Source organism: Allosphingosinicella vermicomposti, from assembly GCF_003012815.1.
Lineage (GTDB): Bacteria > Pseudomonadota > Alphaproteobacteria > Sphingomonadales > Sphingomonadaceae > Allosphingosinicella > Allosphingosinicella vermicomposti.
The window spans coordinates 352,596-370,056 of sequence record NZ_PXYJ01000002.1; the positions used below are offsets into that span (position 1 = coordinate 352,596).

At 61.6% G+C, this 17,461-nt stretch carries 17 protein-coding genes, 1 tRNA gene and 1 pseudogene; 13 read left to right on the forward strand and 6 right to left on the reverse strand.

The window, feature by feature from the left end; genetic code table 11:
• Positions 1-3: 3 nt before the first annotated feature.
• Positions 4-627, forward strand: coding sequence for a class I SAM-dependent DNA methyltransferase (locus tag C7I56_RS07625; protein WP_106639991.1), 624 nt, complete (start codon positions 4-6; stop codon positions 625-627).
• Here the strand turns inward: C7I56_RS07625 and thiS are convergent.
• Positions 588-1,589 (reverse strand): sulfur carrier protein ThiS, encoded by a 1,002-nt coding sequence (thiS, locus tag C7I56_RS07630; protein ID WP_106640206.1) that lies wholly within the window; start codon positions 1,587-1,589, stop codon positions 588-590. The genes C7I56_RS07625 and thiS overlap by 40 nt on opposite strands.
• A 162-nt stretch (positions 1,590-1,751) precedes the next feature.
• Here thiS and aroQ point away from each other — a divergent pair, with 162 nt between their 5' ends.
• The 6 genes from aroQ to aat all read left to right on the forward strand — a co-directional run bounded on the left by aroQ (position 1,752) and on the right by aat (position 7,081).
• Positions 1,752-2,192 carry a type II 3-dehydroquinate dehydratase gene (gene aroQ / locus C7I56_RS07635; protein ID WP_106639992.1) on the forward strand — a complete coding sequence of 147 codons (441 nt, stop codon included), beginning with the start codon at positions 1,752-1,754 and terminating at the stop codon, positions 2,190-2,192.
• 36 nt (positions 2,193-2,228) lie between these two features.
• Positions 2,229-2,720 carry an acetyl-CoA carboxylase biotin carboxyl carrier protein gene (gene accB, locus C7I56_RS07640; RefSeq protein ID WP_199792359.1) on the forward strand — a complete coding sequence of 164 codons (492 nt, stop codon included), beginning with the start codon at positions 2,229-2,231 and terminating at the stop codon, positions 2,718-2,720.
• 162 nt (positions 2,721-2,882) lie between these two features.
• Complete coding sequence (gene accC / locus C7I56_RS07645) at positions 2,883-4,238, forward strand: acetyl-CoA carboxylase biotin carboxylase subunit (protein WP_106639993.1); 1,356 nt, start codon at positions 2,883-2,885, stop codon at positions 4,236-4,238.
• Positions 4,239-4,421: 183 nt separating this feature from the next.
• Positions 4,422-5,954: a tetratricopeptide repeat protein gene (locus C7I56_RS07650; RefSeq protein ID WP_158703046.1), complete on the forward strand. Its 1,533-nt coding sequence runs from the start codon at positions 4,422-4,424 to the stop codon at positions 5,952-5,954.
• Positions 5,951-6,298 (forward strand): arsenate reductase (glutaredoxin), encoded by a 348-nt coding sequence (arsC, locus tag C7I56_RS07655; protein ID WP_106639995.1) that lies wholly within the window; start codon positions 5,951-5,953, stop codon positions 6,296-6,298. The genes C7I56_RS07650 and arsC overlap by 4 nt, the downstream gene beginning before the upstream one ends.
• A 42-nt stretch (positions 6,299-6,340) precedes the next feature.
• On the forward strand, positions 6,341-7,081 hold the full coding sequence (gene aat / locus C7I56_RS12790; RefSeq protein ID WP_106639996.1) for a leucyl/phenylalanyl-tRNA--protein transferase: 741 nt from the start codon (positions 6,341-6,343) through the stop codon (positions 7,079-7,081).
• A 35-nt stretch (positions 7,082-7,116) separates the two neighbouring features.
• Here aat and C7I56_RS07665 read toward each other — a convergent pair.
• From C7I56_RS07665 to C7I56_RS07685, 5 genes and pseudogenes are all read right to left on the reverse strand, one after another.
• Positions 7,117-7,527, reverse strand: a pseudogene (locus C7I56_RS07665) (DUF2155 domain-containing protein); the annotation flags it as partial.
• Between the two features lie 4 nt (positions 7,528-7,531).
• Entirely contained in the window at positions 7,532-7,912 is a 381-nt protein-coding gene (locus tag C7I56_RS07670; RefSeq protein ID WP_106639997.1) for an NADH:ubiquinone oxidoreductase subunit NDUFA12, read from the reverse strand.
• 32 nt (positions 7,913-7,944) lie between these two features.
• The gene (locus C7I56_RS07675; RefSeq protein ID WP_106639998.1) at positions 7,945-8,418 is read right to left on the reverse strand and encodes a DUF192 domain-containing protein; all 474 of its coding nucleotides are present in this window, start codon (positions 8,416-8,418) and stop codon (positions 7,945-7,947) included.
• Complete coding sequence (locus tag C7I56_RS07680; RefSeq protein ID WP_106639999.1) at positions 8,415-8,981, reverse strand: cold-shock protein; 567 nt, start codon at positions 8,979-8,981, stop codon at positions 8,415-8,417. The genes C7I56_RS07675 and C7I56_RS07680 overlap by 4 nt, the downstream gene beginning before the upstream one ends.
• A 78-nt stretch (positions 8,982-9,059) precedes the next feature.
• Entirely contained in the window at positions 9,060-9,596 is a 537-nt protein-coding gene (locus C7I56_RS07685; RefSeq protein WP_245409630.1) for a regulatory protein RecX, read from the reverse strand.
• A gap of 109 nt (positions 9,597-9,705) precedes the next feature.
• On the opposite strand from C7I56_RS07685, the gene C7I56_RS07690 reads away from it, so the two are divergent.
• The 6 genes from C7I56_RS07690 (at position 9,706) to C7I56_RS07715 (ending at position 17,434) form a co-directional block, all read left to right on the forward strand.
• Positions 9,706-11,481: a fatty acyl-AMP ligase gene (locus C7I56_RS07690; protein WP_106640001.1), complete on the forward strand. Its 1,776-nt coding sequence runs from the start codon at positions 9,706-9,708 to the stop codon at positions 11,479-11,481.
• A gap of 165 nt (positions 11,482-11,646) precedes the next feature.
• Entirely contained in the window at positions 11,647-13,977 is a 2,331-nt protein-coding gene (locus C7I56_RS07695; protein ID WP_106640002.1) for a putative bifunctional diguanylate cyclase/phosphodiesterase, read from the forward strand.
• A 214-nt stretch (positions 13,978-14,191) separates the two neighbouring features.
• A tRNA-Trp gene (locus C7I56_RS07700) sits at positions 14,192-14,267 on the forward strand.
• Positions 14,268-14,385: 118 nt separating this feature from the next.
• Complete coding sequence (gene secE / locus C7I56_RS07705; protein ID WP_106640003.1) at positions 14,386-14,583, forward strand: preprotein translocase subunit SecE; 198 nt, start codon at positions 14,386-14,388, stop codon at positions 14,581-14,583.
• An 8-nt stretch (positions 14,584-14,591) separates the two neighbouring features.
• Positions 14,592-15,131 (forward strand): transcription termination/antitermination protein NusG, encoded by a 540-nt coding sequence (nusG, locus tag C7I56_RS07710; protein ID WP_106640004.1) that lies wholly within the window; start codon positions 14,592-14,594, stop codon positions 15,129-15,131.
• Between the two features lie 260 nt (positions 15,132-15,391).
• Entirely contained in the window at positions 15,392-17,434 is a 2,043-nt protein-coding gene (locus C7I56_RS07715; protein ID WP_106640005.1) for a TonB-dependent receptor domain-containing protein, read from the forward strand.
• Positions 17,435-17,461 lie beyond the last annotated feature (27 nt).

Genomic DNA, 17,461 nt, shown 5'->3' on the forward strand with positions numbered 1-17,461 from the left:
TTCATGCCTGAATTGCGCTCCGACCTCTACGACCGCACGGCGCACGTCTGGGACGCGGCACGTTCTAAAAGCTTGTTCGAACGCAAGTGGCTGGACAGGTTCATGTCACTGCTGCCGCAGGCAGGCACAATCCTAGACATCGGCTGCGGGTCGGGTGAGCCGATCGCCCGCTACTTTATCGATAGCGGCTTCGCGATAACTGGTATCGACGCCTCGCCGGCCCTCATTGCCATGTGCAAGCATCGTTTCCCGGAACAGGATTGGCACGTGGCGGACATGCGCGCCTTGCACATGAATGCCCGCTTCGATGGCTTGATTGCTTGGCATAGCTTCTTCCACCTCAGCCGGGACGATCAAAGGAAGATGTTCGCGCTCTTCGCGGCCCACATAAATCCCAAAGGCATTCTGATGTTCACGAGCGGACCGCAGGATGGCGAATCGATTGGCGAATGGCAGGGCGAACCGCTTTACCATGCCAGCCTATCGCCGGATGAATATCGCGAGTTGCTGGCCGCAAATGGCCTGACCGTGGTCGATCATCGGGCCGAGGATCAGGAATGCGGCGGCGCGACCGTGTGGCTCGCGCGTCAGATGAGTCCCGCCAGCGGACTCGACGGATCGGCATAGCGGCGCTTGCCCATGCGGCCCGCGCGATAGGCAAGGCGGCCGCTTTCCACGGCGAGCTTCATGGCCCGAGCCATCAAAATCGGATCCTTCGCCTCGGCAATGGCCGTGTTCATGAGAACGCCGTCGCAGCCAAGCTCCATCGCCACCGCGGCGTCCGACGCCGTGCCGACGCCCGCGTCGACGAGCACCGGCACCTTGGCATTCTCAACAATCAGCCGGATCATCACTTCATTCTGAAGGCCAAGGCCCGATCCGATCGGCGCGCCGAGCGGCATGATCGCGACCGCGCCCGCATCCTCCAGCTTCTTCGCAGCGATCGGATCGTCCGCGCAATAGACCATCGGCTGGAAGCCTTCCTTTGCGAGAATCTCCGTCGCGCGCAGCGTTTCGATCATGTCCGGGTAAAGCGTCTTCGCCTCGCCCAGCACTTCCAGCTTCACCAGCGTCCAACCGCCCGCCTCGCGCGCCAGCCGCAGGGTGCGGATCGCATCCTCGGCCGTGAAGCAGCCTGCGGTGTTGGGCAGATAGGTGATCTTCTTGGGATCGATAAAATCCATCAGCACCGGCTGGTTGGGGTCGGAGATATTCACGCGCCGCACGGCAACCGTGACGATCTCCGCGCCCGAAGCCTCGACCGCCGCAGCATTTTGTTCGAAGCTTTTATACTTTCCGGTGCCGACGATCAGGCGCGATCGGAACGTGTGGCCCGCCACCGTCCAGCTGTCCTCCGCGACCGGCCCATGATCGCCGCCGCCGACGAAGGTCACGATCTCATAATCGTCGCCATCCTCTATCTTCACGTCGGCCAGCGTCGAACGCGGCACGATCTCCAGGTTGCGCTCCACCGCCACCTTGGTCGGCTCCAGGCCCAGCTCCAGCGCAAGATCGGCGATCGTCATGCCGTCCATGACGCGGCGATGCTCGCCATTCACCGTGATCGATATCGTGCCGTCGCTATGCATATTCACTTCCACATTTCTATCCGTTCGCCCTGAGTAGCCGCGCAGCGGCGTATCGAAGGGCTCCGCTCGGAGCGCTTCGATACGGGCCTTCGCCAAGCTCAGCCCCTACTCAGCACGAACGGGAGTTGGAATGGTTCGTTGAGGCTCATATAGGAAGCTCCCATGGCAACGCTACCGACGATCTTCGTATTGAACGGCCCGAACCTCAACATGCTGGGCGTTCGCGAACCGGAAATCTATGGATCGACCACGCTCGACGAGATTTGCGACATGCTGGACGACAAGGCGCGCGCGCTGGGCGTCGAAGTCGATATGCGTCAGTCGAACCATGAGGGTCACCTGATCGATTGGCTGCAGGAAGCAAATGCGGTCGGCGCCAAGGCAGTGATACTGAACGCGGGCGGCTTCACCCATACATCTGTTGCAATCCGGGACGCTGTCGCCGCCATCGCCGTGCCGGTGATCGAAGTGCATTTGTCCAATCCACGGGCGCGCGAAAGCTTTCGTCATCAAAGCCTTATCGCGCCCGTCGCAAGGGGAAGCATCGCCGGTTTCGGTGCGCGCGGCTATGAGCTTGCACTGGACGCGGCGGCCCGCTTCTGACAAGGGGCGCGTCAACACGCCAAAAATGAGGGTTACATGTCCGACGACAAGCGGAACGAAGGCGCCATGAAGGTCGATACCGATTTGGTGCGTCAGCTCGCGGAGATGCTGAAGGAAAGCGATCTTTCCGAAATCGAGGTCGAGGATGGCGACCGCAAGATTCGCGTGAAGCGGACGATCGGCGGCCAGATAATTCAGGCCGCGCCGATGGCGATGGCCGCCCCCGCCGCTGCTGCGCCGGCCGCAATAGCGGCCGCTGCCGCTCCGGCCGCCGAAGCCCCGCCCGCCAGCCATCCCGGCGCAGTCAAGTCGCCGATGGTCGGCACCTGCTATCTCTCCGCCGAACCGGGCGCCAAGCCATTCGTGTCGGCGGGCGACAAGGTGAATGCGGGCGACACGCTCCTTATCGTCGAAGCGATGAAGGTCATGAACCCGATCACCGCGCCCAAGGGCGGCACCGTAGCCCGCATCCTCGTCGACAATGCACAGCCGGTGGAGTTCGACCAGCCGCTCGTCATCATCGAGTAAAGCAAAAGTGGGTCTCACGCCCCTTTCCGTTATCCCGGCCCCCTTCGTCATCCCGGCGAAAGCCGGGATCTCAGGACCAGCCAGCACTGAAACCACCGCGCCTTTCCGTCACGAGATTCCGGCCTGCGCCGGAATGACGGCAGCGGGTGGCGGGAAAGAATTATGACGATCAAGAAAGTCCTCATCGCCAATCGCGGCGAGATCGCGCTCCGTATCCACCGCGCCTGCCATGAAATGGGCATCAAGACCGTGGCCGTGCATTCGACCGCCGACGCGGATGCCATGCACGTGCGCCTTGCCGACGAAGCCGTCTGCATTGGGCCGCCGCCCGCGGGCGAGAGCTATCTGAACGTCCCCAACATCATTTCCGCAGCCGAGATCGCGCATGCCGACGCGATCCACCCGGGCTACGGCTTCCTCTCCGAAAACGCGCAGTTCGCGGAGATTGTGGAGCTGCACAACATCATCTGGATCGGCCCGAAGCCCGAGCATATCCGCACCATGGGCGACAAGGTTGAGGCGAAGCGCACCGCCGCGAAGCTCGGCCTGCCGCTCGTCCCCGGCTCCGACGGCCCGCTCGAAGGATTCGACGAAGCACGCAAGGTCGCGGCCGAAATCGGCTATCCGGTTCTCATCAAGGCGGCATCGGGCGGCGGCGGTCGCGGCATGAAGGTCGTGCCGTCCGAAGACCAGCTCGAAAGCCTGATGATGCAGGCGCGCTCGGAAGCGAAGAACGCCTTTGGCGACGACACCGTCTATATGGAAAAATATCTCGGTGACCCGCGTCACATCGAGTTCCAGATTTTCGGCGACGGCAATGGCAATGCCATTCACCTTGGCGAACGCGATTGCTCGCTCCAGCGCCGCCACCAGAAGGTGCTTGAAGAAGCCCCCTCCCCCGTTATCAGCGCCGAGCAGCGCGCCGAGATGGGCGGGATCGTTGCCAAGGCGATGGCCGATATGGGCTATCGCGGCGCGGGCACGATCGAGTTTCTCTACGAAAATGGCGAATTCTATTTCATCGAAATGAATACCCGCCTGCAGGTCGAACATCCGGTGACCGAAATGATCACCGGCATCGATCTCGTCCGCGAACAGATCCGCATTGCCGAAGGCAATCCGCTCTCCTGCAAACAGGAAGACGTGCAGTTCAAGGGCCACGCCATCGAATGCCGCATCAACGCGGAAGATCCAAAGACCTTTGCCCCCTCGCCGGGCACGGTGAAGGGCTTCCACGCGCCGGGCGGCATGCACGTCCGCGTCGATAGCGGCCTTTATGCCGGCTATAAGGTGCCGCCTTACTACGATAGCATGATCGCCAAGCTGATCGTTTACGGCTCCAACCGCGAACGCTGCATCATGCGCCTGCGCCGCGCGCTGGAGGAATTCGTGATCGAAGGCGACGGCATGAAGACCACCATCCCGCTCCACCGCGCTTTGATCGAAGATCCGGAGTTCAAGGAAGGCGAGTATACGATCAAGTGGCTTGAGGAGTGGCTGTCCCGCGACGGCGAATGAGTTTGCCGAAGTGGTCGCGACAACCGCGCCATCGCCGACGCCGGTGCGTTCTGAACGGTGAGCGCGCGAGAAATTGCGCGCTTCGATCCGTCAATTCGCAGGTCGTAAGGTTCCCGCAGCAAACTCCAGCATACTTGTTTCACTTGGAGCGCTATGCATAAATGCCCCTAAACAGGGGTGAAAATGATCAGGAAAATGATGATTGCGCTGGCGCTTTGCGTGCCGAGCGCCGCAACCGCAGAGTGGCATGAAGCGAGTTCCCGCCACTTTGTCGTCTATTCCGAAGACTCTCCGGATAAGGTGAAGGCTTTCACCGAAAGCCTGGAACGATATGACAAGGCCTTGCGCGTCTTGCGCTCCGTTCCCGACGGCATAACCCCGCCAGCCCGCCGCGTTACAATCTATCTCGTTGATGATGTCGGGGATATCCGGCGGTTGGCCGGTAAGGGCGCTAAGGACGTTGCCGGTTTCTATATCCCTCGTGCGGAAGGGTCTGTGGCGTTCGTGCCGCGAAACACGGGCGGCATCATCAGTGCGCGCACCATTCTCCTGCATGAATATGCTCACGATTTCATGCTGACGAATTGGGCTGGCGCCGCATTTCCGGTTTGGTTCGTGGAAGGATTTGCGGAATTTCACTCCACTGCGATTTTCCGCGAGGATGGGGCCGTTATATTCGGCGCCAGTCCCGAACATCGTCGCTTCAGCATCGGAAACGCAGCGGGCCTTCCCGTCAAGCAATTGCTGAAGGCAAAGATACCGGATCTCGATCGCGAACAGGTTGGCATCCTATATGCCCGAGGCTGGCTGCTCACCCATTATCTAACCTTCGACCCCGACCGGCGGAAACAGCTGGCGGCCTATATCGGCGCCATTAACGCGGGCAAATCATCCGATGATGCGGCGGCAGCCTTCCCCGGCCTCGACGATATGGCCCTTAATGCCTACGGGAAGCGGCCTAGGCTTCCCTCCAGCCTTATACCCGCGGACCAACTTGATGTTGGCGAGATATCCATGCGCGCTCTTGGTCACGGTGAAGCGGCCGTCATGTCGGCGCGGATTCTCTCTCAGCGAGGCGTGGACAAGGACACGGCGCCCGGCGTCGCGGAACTGGCCCGGAAACTGGCCGCTCCATTTCCAAACGACCCCTTCGCGCAGGCCGAGTTGGCCGAGGCCGAATTCGATGCCGGTAATTACGAGGCGGCCGAAGCGGCCGCAGATCGGGCCTTGGCCGCAAATCCCAAGCATATGAATGCACTTATCTACAAGGGAATGATCCTCGGAGGGCGCGCCAAGGCATCTGGCGATGCAGCCCTTTGGAAGGAGGCCCGCCGCTGGTACCTGGCGGCCAACAAACTCGACCCCGAAGATCCCGAGCCACTGGTCCGCTATTATGAAAGCTTTGTCGGCGAAGGGGCGGTGCCTACGAAAAATGCGGTCGACGCCCTTCTCTATGCTCATGCGCTTGCGCCCCAGGATCTCAACCTCCGCATGACGGCTGGGCAAGTGCTGCTCGAACGCGGTGACGCCGCTGCGGCGCGGGCCGCAATCAGTCCAGTCGCCTATGCCGCCCATGGCGGCGGATCAGCGAGCCCGGCGCAGAAGATATTGACTGCACTGGACGCGGATGGACCAGAAAAGGCACTTGAGGTGCTTAAGGGCCTCGAGGAAGAGGCCAAGAAGGAAGCAGAAGCCGCCGAGAAGAGGGCCTCATGAAAGCGATTATCTACCACAATCCGAAATGCGGCACGTCGCGCAAGACGCTGGACATCCTGCGTGAATCCGGCGCCGATGTGACCGTGGTCGAGTATCTGAAGACACCGCCCAGCCGGTCGGAACTGCAGCGGCTTTACAACCGCGCCGGCATCACCCCGCGCGAAGGGCTGCGCTCCAAGGAGCCGCTTGCCGCCGAACTCGGCCTCACCGCACCCGATGCGAGCGACGATGCGATCCTTGATGCCATGATCGCCAATCCGATCCTCATCAACCGCCCACTCGTCGAAACCGAAAAGGGCGTGAAGCTCTGCCGCCCGCAGGATGAAGTGCGCGCGATCCTGTAACGCGGCCTTTAAAGGTCCGGCGTGGGGGCTTACACTCCGGCAATGCCCGCACTCACCCCCGACCTTCTCCTGCGCGCTTATTCCATCGGCGTCTTTCCGATGGCCGATAGCCGGGATGCGGATGAGGTTTATTGGGTTGAGCCCAAGCGCCGGGCGATCTTTCCGCTAGAAACGTTCGGTTTATCCCGTTCTCTTCGGAAGGTAGTGCGGCGCAACGTGTATCAAGTGACGCACGACCAAGCATTCCAAGATGTCGTGCGGCAGTGCGCGAACCGGGACGAGACTTGGATTAACGCGGATATCGAGGAAAGCTACGCGGCCCTCTTCCATTCCGGCCATGCGCACAGCATCGAATGTTGGAAGGACGGCGAACTCGTCGGCGGGCTCTATGGCGTAACGCTTGGCCGCGCCTTTTTCGGGGAGAGCATGTTCTCGACCCGCACGGATGCATCGAAGGTTGCGCTCGCCTGGCTGGTCGCGCGGCTGAAGGCGGGCGGTTTCACCTTGCTTGACTGCCAGTTCATGACCGATCACCTCCGCAGCCTCGGCGCGGTGGAAATCAGCCAAAAAGATTATGTCGGATTGCTAGGCGTCGCATTGTCGGACGGCGCAGGGCTCTCCCGCATCGGCGCAGCGACGGGCGGCGAGGCCTCTTCCACAGCCGCTTCTCCAACCGCCGGGCCCGATTTCGGTGCGCTCGACGCAGTGCTGGGCGCAGCAGAAGGCGCCGATTCGGCACCCGCAGGATGGGTCATTGCACAGCTTTTGGGCCACACATCATAGACCGGATGCTCGACGACGTTGAGCGACGGCGATTCCTTGTAGAGCCAGCCTGAAAAAACGCGGCGATACTGGCCATCCGTGCCGGGCACGTCCAATTGTACGAAAGCGCCGGTCAATTGCTGCACTTCGTAAGGCGCCGTCGTTTCGCAGGCACGCAGGCGGACGATGAAGTCGCCGACGCGTACCGCCTGCCCCGGCTTAAGCGTGACGTCCCGCGCGATGCCGTTTCGCTTATTAAGAAAGCCAAGCACCGCGACCCGCTCCGCCATCGGCGTCGTGCCGGGCGCAAGCTTTTCAACCGTCTGCGGCACATCCACCGTTTCGGGATCGCCCATCACATTGCGCGACGGATCGCTTTCCGGAACGCCGCGGTCGCAACCAGCCAAGGCGAGAAAGCCGATCGCGGCCAGCGCCCACAGATTCGGCTTGCGATGGCGCAAAGTCATCGGATCAGTTCGGCGTCCAGGCTTCGTAATCGCCGGTTGCGGCCTGGCGTTGTCCGCCCTTTTCCAGCGCGCCGGACGGGCGGTAGGCGGCGTCAGTGCCGGTGAGGTTGCGCGTGCCGGGCTTTTCGAAAGCGCGCACTGGCGGCAGCACGTCGTCAGGCAATCCGTCAATCTGCTTGTGCAGCCAGCTATGCCATTCGGGTGGTACGGCGCTCGCGTCATTCTCGCCCGCATAGATCACCCAGCGGCGGCCATCCTTCTTGCCTTCATAATAGATGTTGCCCAGCGAGTCGCTGCCGACCTTGCTGCCGTTGCGCCAGCTGTGAAGCGCGGTGCCGATCGTGGCACCTTCCCACCAGGTGAAGATCTTTTTGAGCATGGGAATCGCCTAGCGCCGATGCGCGCGGATGAAAAGACTTACCAGCGAACCTTGTCGCCAGCCTCGATCCCGAGCGTACGGGCGCGTCCCCCCGCCAGCTCCAACACCGCAGCCACCGGCTCGATCGAACCGACCGGCTCCAAAGACTGCGGCGTCGTGTTTTCGGCAATATTTGCGATCGTCCCATCCGCACGGATGAAGATGATGTCGAGCGGGATGAAGGTATTCTTCATCCAGAAGCTCGCCATGCGTGGACTGGGGAAGGGAAAGATCATGCCCTCGTCGCCGGGCAGCGTATCCCGGAACATCAGGCCTTTCGCCTGCTCATCGCTCGTACGCGCGACTTCGACACGGAACGCACTTTTCTTCCCGTCATGCTCGATCGTCAGCGGCACGATGGGAAGGCCCGCAGTCGACAGCACCGGCGCGACAGGCGCCGTTGCCTGAGGTTCGGCATTACAGGCCGTGTTGAGGGACAGGAGAGCGAGGGCGAGAGAAAGGCGAATATTCATGCTGGCTCCACGACAACGGCGAGCGGCCCTTTGCGGCCATCGGCGATCCTGGCGCGGAGCGGCTGCTCCGGTTCGAGATCGGCCAGCCCCCCTCTTCGCACAGTTTCCATATGAACGAAAATGTCCTGCGATGGATCGTCGGGACGATAAACGAAACCATAACCCTTCAGGCGGTTGAACCACTTGACGACCACCGGCTCGGGCGGCCCCGCATCGTCGAGCAAAGCGGTCGGATCAACCCGTTCCGCAGGGGCGGAGCGCGGCAGGTCGGCAACCGCGTGGCTAAGGTCGATGTCGAGGATGCGATCGGCCTGTAGCCCACGCTGTTGCTTTACCACAACGCATTCGACGGTCGCGCCTTCGGGCAAACTGCGGCGACCATGATCCTTCAGCACACTGAAATGAACGAGGATGTCGCCAGCCACGTCATCGCTGACAATGAAGCCAAATCCCCGCGTCGCGTCGAACCATTTCACGGTCCCGCTAACGATCATTTCGCCCGGCGCGGCATCCCTGCTTTCAGGTGACGCCAGTAAACTGCCTTGATCCTCTAAGTGCGGCATCACGAACTCGATCCACCTTGTTTATAGAACTGACTATCATGCATTAGGATCAGAAGGGAATATAATCGCAAATACGCACTAAAAACTGTCCTCTTCCGGTACGTCACCGGGGGCGCTATTCAATATTTCGCGCGTGATATCTATGGAATGACCAGCTCTCAGCATCGCCGCGAAGGCCTTTTGCTGTGCCGGTCCATCGAGAGCCGCTGCCGCATAGGGACCGATCCGCCGCCGGCGCGCGAAGCGGAGCGCCGCCCCGCGAGCGCCTTCAGCCGCAATGTCCCGCGCATCCGTGCTATCTTCCTCACCGATCCCCGCAGCGCGCAAAGCTTCGGCAACACGCCGTTCTCCGTAACCGCGCCGCCCAAGCGATGCCGCGCGTGCCGAGGCGAAGGCGCGGTCGTCGATATAGCCAAGTTCGGTGAATCGCTCCGTCAGCGCCGCAATCGCGGGCGGCTGATCGTCGGCCCAGCCCCGTTCCTTCACCTTCCGCCGCAAATAATCGGAAAGCTTTGCCCGGCTCGTCGCATAACGGCCGACATAGGCGAGCGCGAGAGCTTTCAGCTCCTCTTCTCCTAAAGGCGGTCTTGCTTTTCTGTGACGCTGATGTTTCACGCGCCATGTTTGTGCCACAGTCGAGCCGAAATATGAACGCGCCTTGTGGCGTATTTCCGCAAGCTGAACTTTTCGGCCCCCAGGCCATAGCAGGACCAAGTCGAACGTCATGAATAACGGTGAGAATTCAGCCCTCGCGCGCAAGCCTTCCGCATCGGAAGCCCTTGTGCCGACGCCCACCGCCGACGCTCTGCCGCGCCGTTTCGCCGATTTCGAAACGTTGGGCGAGGCGCTTGATTATGCCGCAACCGGTAAAAAGGGTCTTAATTTCCACGATCCGCGCGGCCAACTTGCGCGTCCCTATACGTTCACCCAAATGCGCGACGATGCGCTGCAAGCTGCCTATCGCCTGATCGCTCATGGCGTGAAGCCGGGCGACCGGATCGCGCTCGTCGCCGAAACCGGCGCTGAATTCGCAGCACTCTTCTTCGGCACCGTCTATGCGGGCGCGTGGCCGGTGCCGCTTCCCCTGCCCACCTCCTTTGGCGGCAAGGACAGTTATATCGACCAACTGGCCGTACAGCTCAGAAGCTCCGACGCGCGCATCCTCTTTTACCCGGCCGAACTGGCTGGAATGGCGAAAGCAGCCGCCGAGGCGCAGGGCGTGGAGGGCCTCGATTGGGAGGGTTTCGCCACCCGCCCCGCTACACCTGTCGATCTTCCAAAGGCCGATGCCGACGATATTGCCTATCTGCAATATTCCAGCGGCTCGACACGCTTTCCGCACGGCGTCGCCGTGACGCATCGCTCGCTGCTCAACAATCTTGCGGCGCATAGTCACGGCATGCAGGTTCAGGACAGCGACCGCTGCGTGTCCTGGCTCCCTTGGTATCACGACATGGGCCTAGTCGGCTGCCTCCTCTCGCCCGTCGCGAACCAGGTTTCGACCGATTATTTGAAGACCGAAGATTTCGCCCGCCGTCCGCTCGCCTGGCTCGATCTCATCAGCCGGAATGAAGGCACGACGCTCAGTTATTCGCCGACGTTCGGCTACGACATTTGCGCGCGCCGCATGTCGAGCCAGACCAAGGCGTCGGACCGCTTCGATCTGTCCCGCTGGCGGGTTGCGGGCAATGGCGCCGACATGATCCGTCCGGACGTCATGCAGGGTTTCGTCGATGCTTTCGCCGACGCCGGCTTCAACGCGTCGAGCTTCCTCCCTTCCTACGGCCTTGCCGAAGCGACGCTCGCCGTCACCATCATGCCGCCGGGCGAAGGCATTGTCGTTGAACTGGTCGAAGAGCATCTGCTCGCCGGCGGCGGCGAGGCCGATCGCAACCAGCCTCAGCGTTTCCGCGCCATCGTCAATTGCGGCAAGGCCGTGCGCGACATGGCCGTCGAAGTGCGAACGGAGGATGGCCGCGCCCTTGGCGACCGCGAAATCGGCAAGGTCTGGTGCAAGGGCCCGTCCGTGATGGTCGGCTATTATCGCGATCCGGAAGCGACTGAAGCCTGCCTTGTCGATGGCTGGCTCGACACCGGCGACATGGGTTATTTGTCGGATGGCTACCTCTACATCGTCGGCCGCGCCAAGGACATGATCATCATCAACGGCAAGAACCACTGGCCGCAGGACATTGAATGGGCAGTGGAACAATTGCCGGGCTTCAAGGCGGGCGACATTGCGGCCTTCGCGATCACGACGCCGGGCGGAGAAGAAACGCCGGCCGTCCTCGTCCACTGCCGCACGTCCGATCCCGCCGAGCGCACACGATTGCGCGATGACATTCGCGACAAGGTTCGATCGATCACTGGCATGAATTGCGTCGTGGAACTGGTCCCGCCGCGCACTTTGCCGCGCACCAGCTCCGGCAAATTGAGCCGGGCGAAGGCGCGCAATCTCTATTTGTCGGGCGAAATCCAGCCTTACGATATCGCCGCCTGACGGGTCGGGCGTCCGTAACGGCTGGATTAGCGTGCCGTCACGGGAACCCTTCCCATTGTGAACGATCTCGCCTGCTTGGCCCAAAACAGATTTTCTTGCTAAACCCTTGAGTTCCTAACCCTTCGCTAACCATTCGCGATTATCCTGCGGGTCAGGACAGGCGAAATGAGCGAAGCATTATTGCTACATCTCGACTGGCGGGTTGTGTTCAATCGCGCCGAACCGGCCGGAAGGACCGGTTGGGGACGCGTACGCGCCGCGCAAATGCGAGAGCTAAAGCGCGCCCTGCGGATCGCCATCATCGGCCAGGGCTTTAACGCGCTCCTGCTCATCCTCATTTTGCGTGAACATGCGGCACCCTTGGTTGTTGCCGGATGGGCGCTGGCGATTGCGTTGCTCAGCCTTGCGACGCTCAATCATGTGCGGCGGCTTCCCGACAAGGCATCGATCCCGATGTCGACGGTCGATAAATCCTCTTATTATGGGCTTATCTTCGGACTGTTGTGGGCCGTGCCGCCCACTTATTTCACTCTCGTGGCCGACCAGGCCCAGATCCTTGCCATCTGTCTCATCATTGCAGGTATGATGGCCGGGGCGGCATTCGTTCTTGCGCCCGTCCCACCCGCCAGCAGCGCCTATGTGGTCGTTATGGGCACGGCGGTGACCAACATGTTGCAATATACGGGGTCGGTGACGATCACCGCGATCGGCGTCGTTTATACGACTGGCCTGATGCTCCTTATCCTGTCCAACGGCCGCTCTTTCATGCAGCGGAAATGGGTGGAGCTGCAGCTTGAGGAGCGGTCCGAAACCGTCAGCCTTTTGCTACGCGAATATGAAACGAGCGATGCCGATTGGCTGTGGCAGACCAATCGCCTCTTGAAGCTCGAAAACGTATCGGGCCGATTTGCCCGCGCGGTCGGTCGCGAACCGGAAGAGCTGGAAGGCGTAGCCGCCATCACCCTGTTTTCCAGCGGCGTGGATAGCGACCCGCGCTTTGTAGCCATTCTCGATGCCCTCGCCGATAAGATCAGCAAGAGGGCGTCCTTTGCCGAAATTATCGTGCCGATCGCCACCGCGCAGGGGCCACGCTGTATCGAAATCTCCGCACGGCCACGCTATGATTCGAACGGCCGCTTCACCGGCTATCGCGGCGTCGGATCCGATGTCACCGAAGCACGGCGCGCGGCAGAGCGGATCGAGCATATGGCCCGTCACGATCCGCTGACCGGAATGCCCAATCGCACCCAGGTGATGGAAGCCCTCGGCGCGGCCCGAATTCGTGAGGGCGCGGAAGGCCGCGCGGCTATGCTCCTCATCGATCTCGACCGGTTCAAAGCCGTCAATGACAGCCTGGGCCACGTCGCAGGCGATCAACTGCTTCGCGAAATCGCCAAGCGGCTGGAACCGATCGTCAAGCCGCCGCTCGTGGCCGGACGCCTGGGCGGCGACGAGTTCGCCGTCGTCATTCCCGATCTGGACAAAGACGACGTCCACCGCCTCGCGATCGAGATCATCGAAGCGGTGAAGGAGCCGGTCGTCTATCGCGAACAGCATCTGTTCGTCGGGGCCAGCATCGGCGCGGCCTTCGCGACAGCCGAGACGGAAAGCGTCGAGGACATCGTCCGCAATGCCGACCTCGCTCTCTATCGCGCCAAGGCGGCCGGGGGCGACGATGTCTGCTTCTACGAGCCGCATTTCCATGAAAGCGCCGAAGAACGGAGGCGGATCGAACTTGCGCTCCGCACCGCTCTCGAAAATGGTGAACTCGCACTCCATTACCAGCCGGTGTTCAACGCCGAAAGCGCGCGCGTTGAAAGCTTCGAGGCGCTGATGCGCTGGAGCCATCCCACATTGGGCGAAATTTCGCCCGGCAAGTTCATTCCGATTGCCGAGGAAACCGGTCTTATCAATGGAATCGGCGAATGGGCGCTGCGCACCGCCTGCGCAGAGGCTGCCGCCTGGCCAAACGATATCCGCATCGCGGTCAACCTGTCGCCACGCCAATTGCTCGACCCCAATTTCCTGCTGAAACTCGTGTCCGCCCTCGCGCAATCGAGCCTCGCGCCGGGCCGTTTGGAGCTTGAGGTCACCGAAACGGTGTTCCTGAACCTCACGCCGTTTACGAAGATGGTGCTGCAGCAAATCCACAAGCTTGGCGTCCGCCTCGCCATGGACGACTTCGGCACCGGCTATTCCTCGCTCGGCTATCTGCGCGACACGAATTTCGACACGCTGAAGGTGGACCGCACCTTCGTCAAATCTCTCGCGCGGGACGATCCGGGCAGCGGCGCGATCATCCGCGCCGTGGTGGCGCTCGCGGGCAGCCTAGGCATGACCACCGTGGCCGAGGGTGTGGAAACCGCCGAACAGCTCGATCTCGTCCGCGCTTATGGCTGCGACCGGGTGCAGGGCTTCATTTTCTCCGACCCCCTTCCCGCCTTGGAAGCGCGCAAGTTGCTGGAGGGAAAGGGACGTCGTGAGGCCGCGGCCTGACCAAGCCCCATCACCGCACTGCGACCATCCCACTCCGCTAGCCCTGAGCCTGTCGAAGGGCGGGTGAAATGTACGGGCGGACGGACTTCGACAAGCTCAGCCTGGCGGAGTGGGATAAGGTGGGCCTTACCTTAGCCACTTGTCCGGTCCGCGATCCACAGAAGGCTTGCGCTCCCCCATCACCAACGCTAATGACCCCGGGCTCCGGCTCAGTAGGAGTGTAGCTCAGCTGGTAGAGCATCGGTCTCCAAAACCGAGGGCCGTGGGTTCGAGTCCCTCCACTCCTGCCATTCCTTTTTCAAAGGATATGATGAAATAAGAGCCGGGCGGATTATATGAGGTCAGGGCCGCGGGGGCTTCCCCAAGACGGCCATGGCCTTTTTTGTGTTGTTTTAAAGAGGATCACTCGTGGCGAAAGTCAGTCCCGGCGAATTCCTGCGGCAGGTGAAGGTGGAAACCGCGAAGGTATCCTGGCCCACGCGCCGCGAGACCATGCTGACCACCGTCATGGTGTTCATCATGGCAATGTTGCTCGGCCTCTTCTTCTTCGGCGTCGATTCGGCGTTCAGCGCCATCGTCAAGGCGCTGCTCGGCCTCCTGAACTAAGGATCACCATGTCACGCTGGTACATCATCCACGCTTATTCGGGCTTTGAGAACAAGGTGCGCGACGCGATCGTGTCGGAAGCCGATCGCCTTGGCCTTACCCAGCTCGTCGAAGCCGTCGAAGTCCCCACCGAAAAGGTGACGGAAGTCCGCCGCGGCAAGAAGGTCACGTCGGACCGCAAATTCTTCCCGGGCTATGTGCTCGCGAAGCTCGCGATGAACGACGACGTCTATCACCTCGTCAAGAATACGCCCAAGGTCACGGGCTTCTTGGGCTCCAGCGGCAAGCCGCAGCCGATCAGCGAAGCCGAAGCCGCGCGCATCCTCAACACCAAGGAAGAAGCCGCCGCCGCCGCGCCGAAGACCAAGGTCAGCGTCGATTATGAAATCGGCGATAGCGTCAAGGTGCTGGAAGGCCCCTTCGCGAGCTTCAACGGCGTCGTGGAAGAACTGGATTTCGACCGCGGCCGCGTGAAGGTCTCGGTCTCCATCTTTGGCCGCGCAACGCCGGTCGAGCTGGAATTCGAACAGGTCGAACTGTCGAAATAATCCAATACACAATGCGATCCAAAAAGGCCGGGGCGAAAGTTCCGGCCTTTTTTTTGTTTCCCGCCCCTCGTCATTGCGAGAGGCGGAGCGACGAAGCAATCCAGCGGCGCAAACTGGATCGCTTCGGTGCGCTCGCAATGACTGGCCTCTAAACCAGCTGATTAGACAATATGCCCGGCAAACAATTCCCCCTTGCAGTTCGCCTTAGCCGCCGCTAGGAATGATACATCATATCACACTTTGAAGGATTATCGAGGGAAATGAAGCACCGCGTCCTGCTGCTGTCCGCCTGCGCCCTTCCGGCCATAGCCAATGCCCAGGTCACGGCCGAGGAAGACGCCATCGTCGTGACCGGCGTCCCGCTTGTCGACGATGTCCATGACGTGGCGACACCGGTTACCGTTATTGCGGGCGACGACCTCGTTCACCGGCGGCAGGCGACGATTGGCGAAACGTTGGCCAGCGAACCGGGCATCAATGCGGATACGTTCGGTGGCGGTGCCAGCCGCCCGGTCATCCGCGGTCAGACCTCTCCGCGCGTCCGGGTGCTGGCCGATGGCGCCGAAATTCAGGACGCCTCCGCTATCTCCCCCGACCACGCCATCGCGGCCGAGCCCCTGCTGCTCCGCCGCATCGAAATCCTGCGCGGCCCCTCCGCCTTGCTCTATGGCGGCGGCGCGATCGGCGGCGCGGTGAACCTTATCGACGAAAAGGTGCCGACGGAACAGCCGAAGGGCGGCATCGACGGCGTCGTCGAACTTCGCGCCGGATCGAATGACGAAGAACGCGCCGCAGTCGGCGGCATCACCGTCGGCCTGGGCAATTTCGCCCTGCGCGCCGAGGGCGTTTATCGCGATACCGAGAATTATCGCGTGCCGGACCTCGGCGAAGTTGCGGGCTCCTATAACAAGAGCCGCACCGCGACGCTCGGCGGTTCCTGGGTGGGCGACGACGGCTATTTCGGCGTCGCCTATACGCGCCAGCGCAGCGAATATGGCCTGCCCGGCCACAGCCACGAATATGAAGGCTGCCATCCCCACGGCTCCAGCATCCATTGCGGAGGCCATGACGATGCTGACGACGACCATGGCCATGAGGAGGAAGAGCATCACGAGCCGCCTTATGTGAAGCTCCGCAGCGACCGCTTCGACATTCGCGGCGAATATCGCAATCCGATCGCGGCGATCGAAAGCGTCCGGCTGCGCGCGGGCATCACCGATTATGAGCATGACGAGATCGAACATGCCGAGGACGGTCACGATCACGACCATGCCGAGGATGGCGTCGCAACCACCTTCAAGAATAAGGGCTATGATGCACGCCTCGAGGTCGAGCATGCGCCGATCGGCGGCCTGAACGGTATCATCGGCGTCCAGACATCGCGCAGCAAATTCAGCGCTTTGGGTTCCGATGCCTTCCTGCCCGAAAGCACGACGCACAATACCGGCCTGTTTCTGATGGAACGGCTCGGCGTCGGACCGGTCACGCTTGAACTGGCCGCGCGTCAGGACTGGCAGAAGATCGAAACCACGCTCGACCGCGAAGCCGAACATTCGCCTCTGTCGCTTTCCGGCGCGGCAATCTGGGAGAGCGGCAACGGCTATTCTGTCGCCTTCTCCCTGTCTCGTTCGCAGCGCGCGCCGAATACGCAAGAATTGTTCGCACGCGGCGTTCACCTTGCCACCAACACCTACGAACTTGGCGACGCCGCGCTTGATGAGGAAACGTCGCTCTCGGCGGGCCTTACCTTCCGCAAGACGACCGGGGCAACAACCTTCACCTTCGGCCTCTTTCACAATGATTTCGACGGCTACATCTTTGCCGACACGCTTGATCGCTTCGAAGATTTCCGCCTGATCCGCTACACGCAGGCGGATGCGCGCTTCACCGGTATCGATGGCGAGATCACGCATGAATTCGGCTCGGGCGTCGCGGTCACGCTGCTCGGCGATTATGTGCGCGCGAAGCTGAAGGATGGCTTGGGCAACGTCCCCCGCATCCCGGCCGGACGCCTCGGTGCCCGCGTCGAAGGCGGCACCGGCCCGCTCCACGCCGATCTCGAATATTACCGCACGTTCGGTCAGGACAGCATTGCCGACTTCGAAACGGAGACGGGCGGCTACAATATGGTCAATGCGACCATCGCCTACCGCCTGCCGGTCGCGACGGATGGAAAGACCGAGCTTTTCGTCCGGGCCACCAATCTCCTGGATGAGCGAGCATACAACCACGCCTCCTTCATCAAGGAAGCCGCGCCCCTGCGGGGCCGCAACCTTCTCTTCGGTCTCCGCGCGGGTTTTTGAGGTTAACCTCTAAGTCCATGCCTCGGC

Excerpts from the sequence above, each read along its gene's own strand:
- C7I56_RS07625 (WP_106639991.1), top strand. The coding sequence starts at position 4 with ATGCCTGAATTGCGCTCCGACCTCTACGACCGCACGGCGCACGTCTGG.
- thiS (WP_106640206.1), bottom strand. The coding sequence starts at position 1,589 with ATGCATAGCGACGGCACGATATCGATCACGGTGAATGGCGAGCATCGC.
- aroQ (WP_106639992.1), top strand. The coding sequence starts at position 1,752 with ATGGCAACGCTACCGACGATCTTCGTATTGAACGGCCCGAACCTCAAC.
- accB (WP_199792359.1), top strand. The coding sequence starts at position 2,229 with ATGTCCGACGACAAGCGGAACGAAGGCGCCATGAAGGTCGATACCGAT.
- accC (WP_106639993.1), top strand. The coding sequence starts at position 2,883 with ATGACGATCAAGAAAGTCCTCATCGCCAATCGCGGCGAGATCGCGCTC.
- C7I56_RS07650 (WP_158703046.1), top strand. The coding sequence starts at position 4,422 with ATGATCAGGAAAATGATGATTGCGCTGGCGCTTTGCGTGCCGAGCGCC.
- arsC (WP_106639995.1), top strand. The coding sequence starts at position 5,951 with ATGAAAGCGATTATCTACCACAATCCGAAATGCGGCACGTCGCGCAAG.
- aat (WP_106639996.1), top strand. The coding sequence starts at position 6,341 with ATGCCCGCACTCACCCCCGACCTTCTCCTGCGCGCTTATTCCATCGGC.
- C7I56_RS07675 (WP_106639998.1), bottom strand. The coding sequence starts at position 8,418 with ATGAATATTCGCCTTTCTCTCGCCCTCGCTCTCCTGTCCCTCAACACG.
- C7I56_RS07680 (WP_106639999.1), bottom strand. The coding sequence starts at position 8,981 with ATGCCGCACTTAGAGGATCAAGGCAGTTTACTGGCGTCACCTGAAAGC.
- C7I56_RS07690 (WP_106640001.1), top strand. The coding sequence starts at position 9,706 with ATGAATAACGGTGAGAATTCAGCCCTCGCGCGCAAGCCTTCCGCATCG.
- C7I56_RS07695 (WP_106640002.1), top strand. The coding sequence starts at position 11,647 with ATGAGCGAAGCATTATTGCTACATCTCGACTGGCGGGTTGTGTTCAAT.
- nusG (WP_106640004.1), top strand. The coding sequence starts at position 14,592 with ATGTCACGCTGGTACATCATCCACGCTTATTCGGGCTTTGAGAACAAG.
- C7I56_RS07715 (WP_106640005.1), top strand. The coding sequence starts at position 15,392 with ATGAAGCACCGCGTCCTGCTGCTGTCCGCCTGCGCCCTTCCGGCCATA.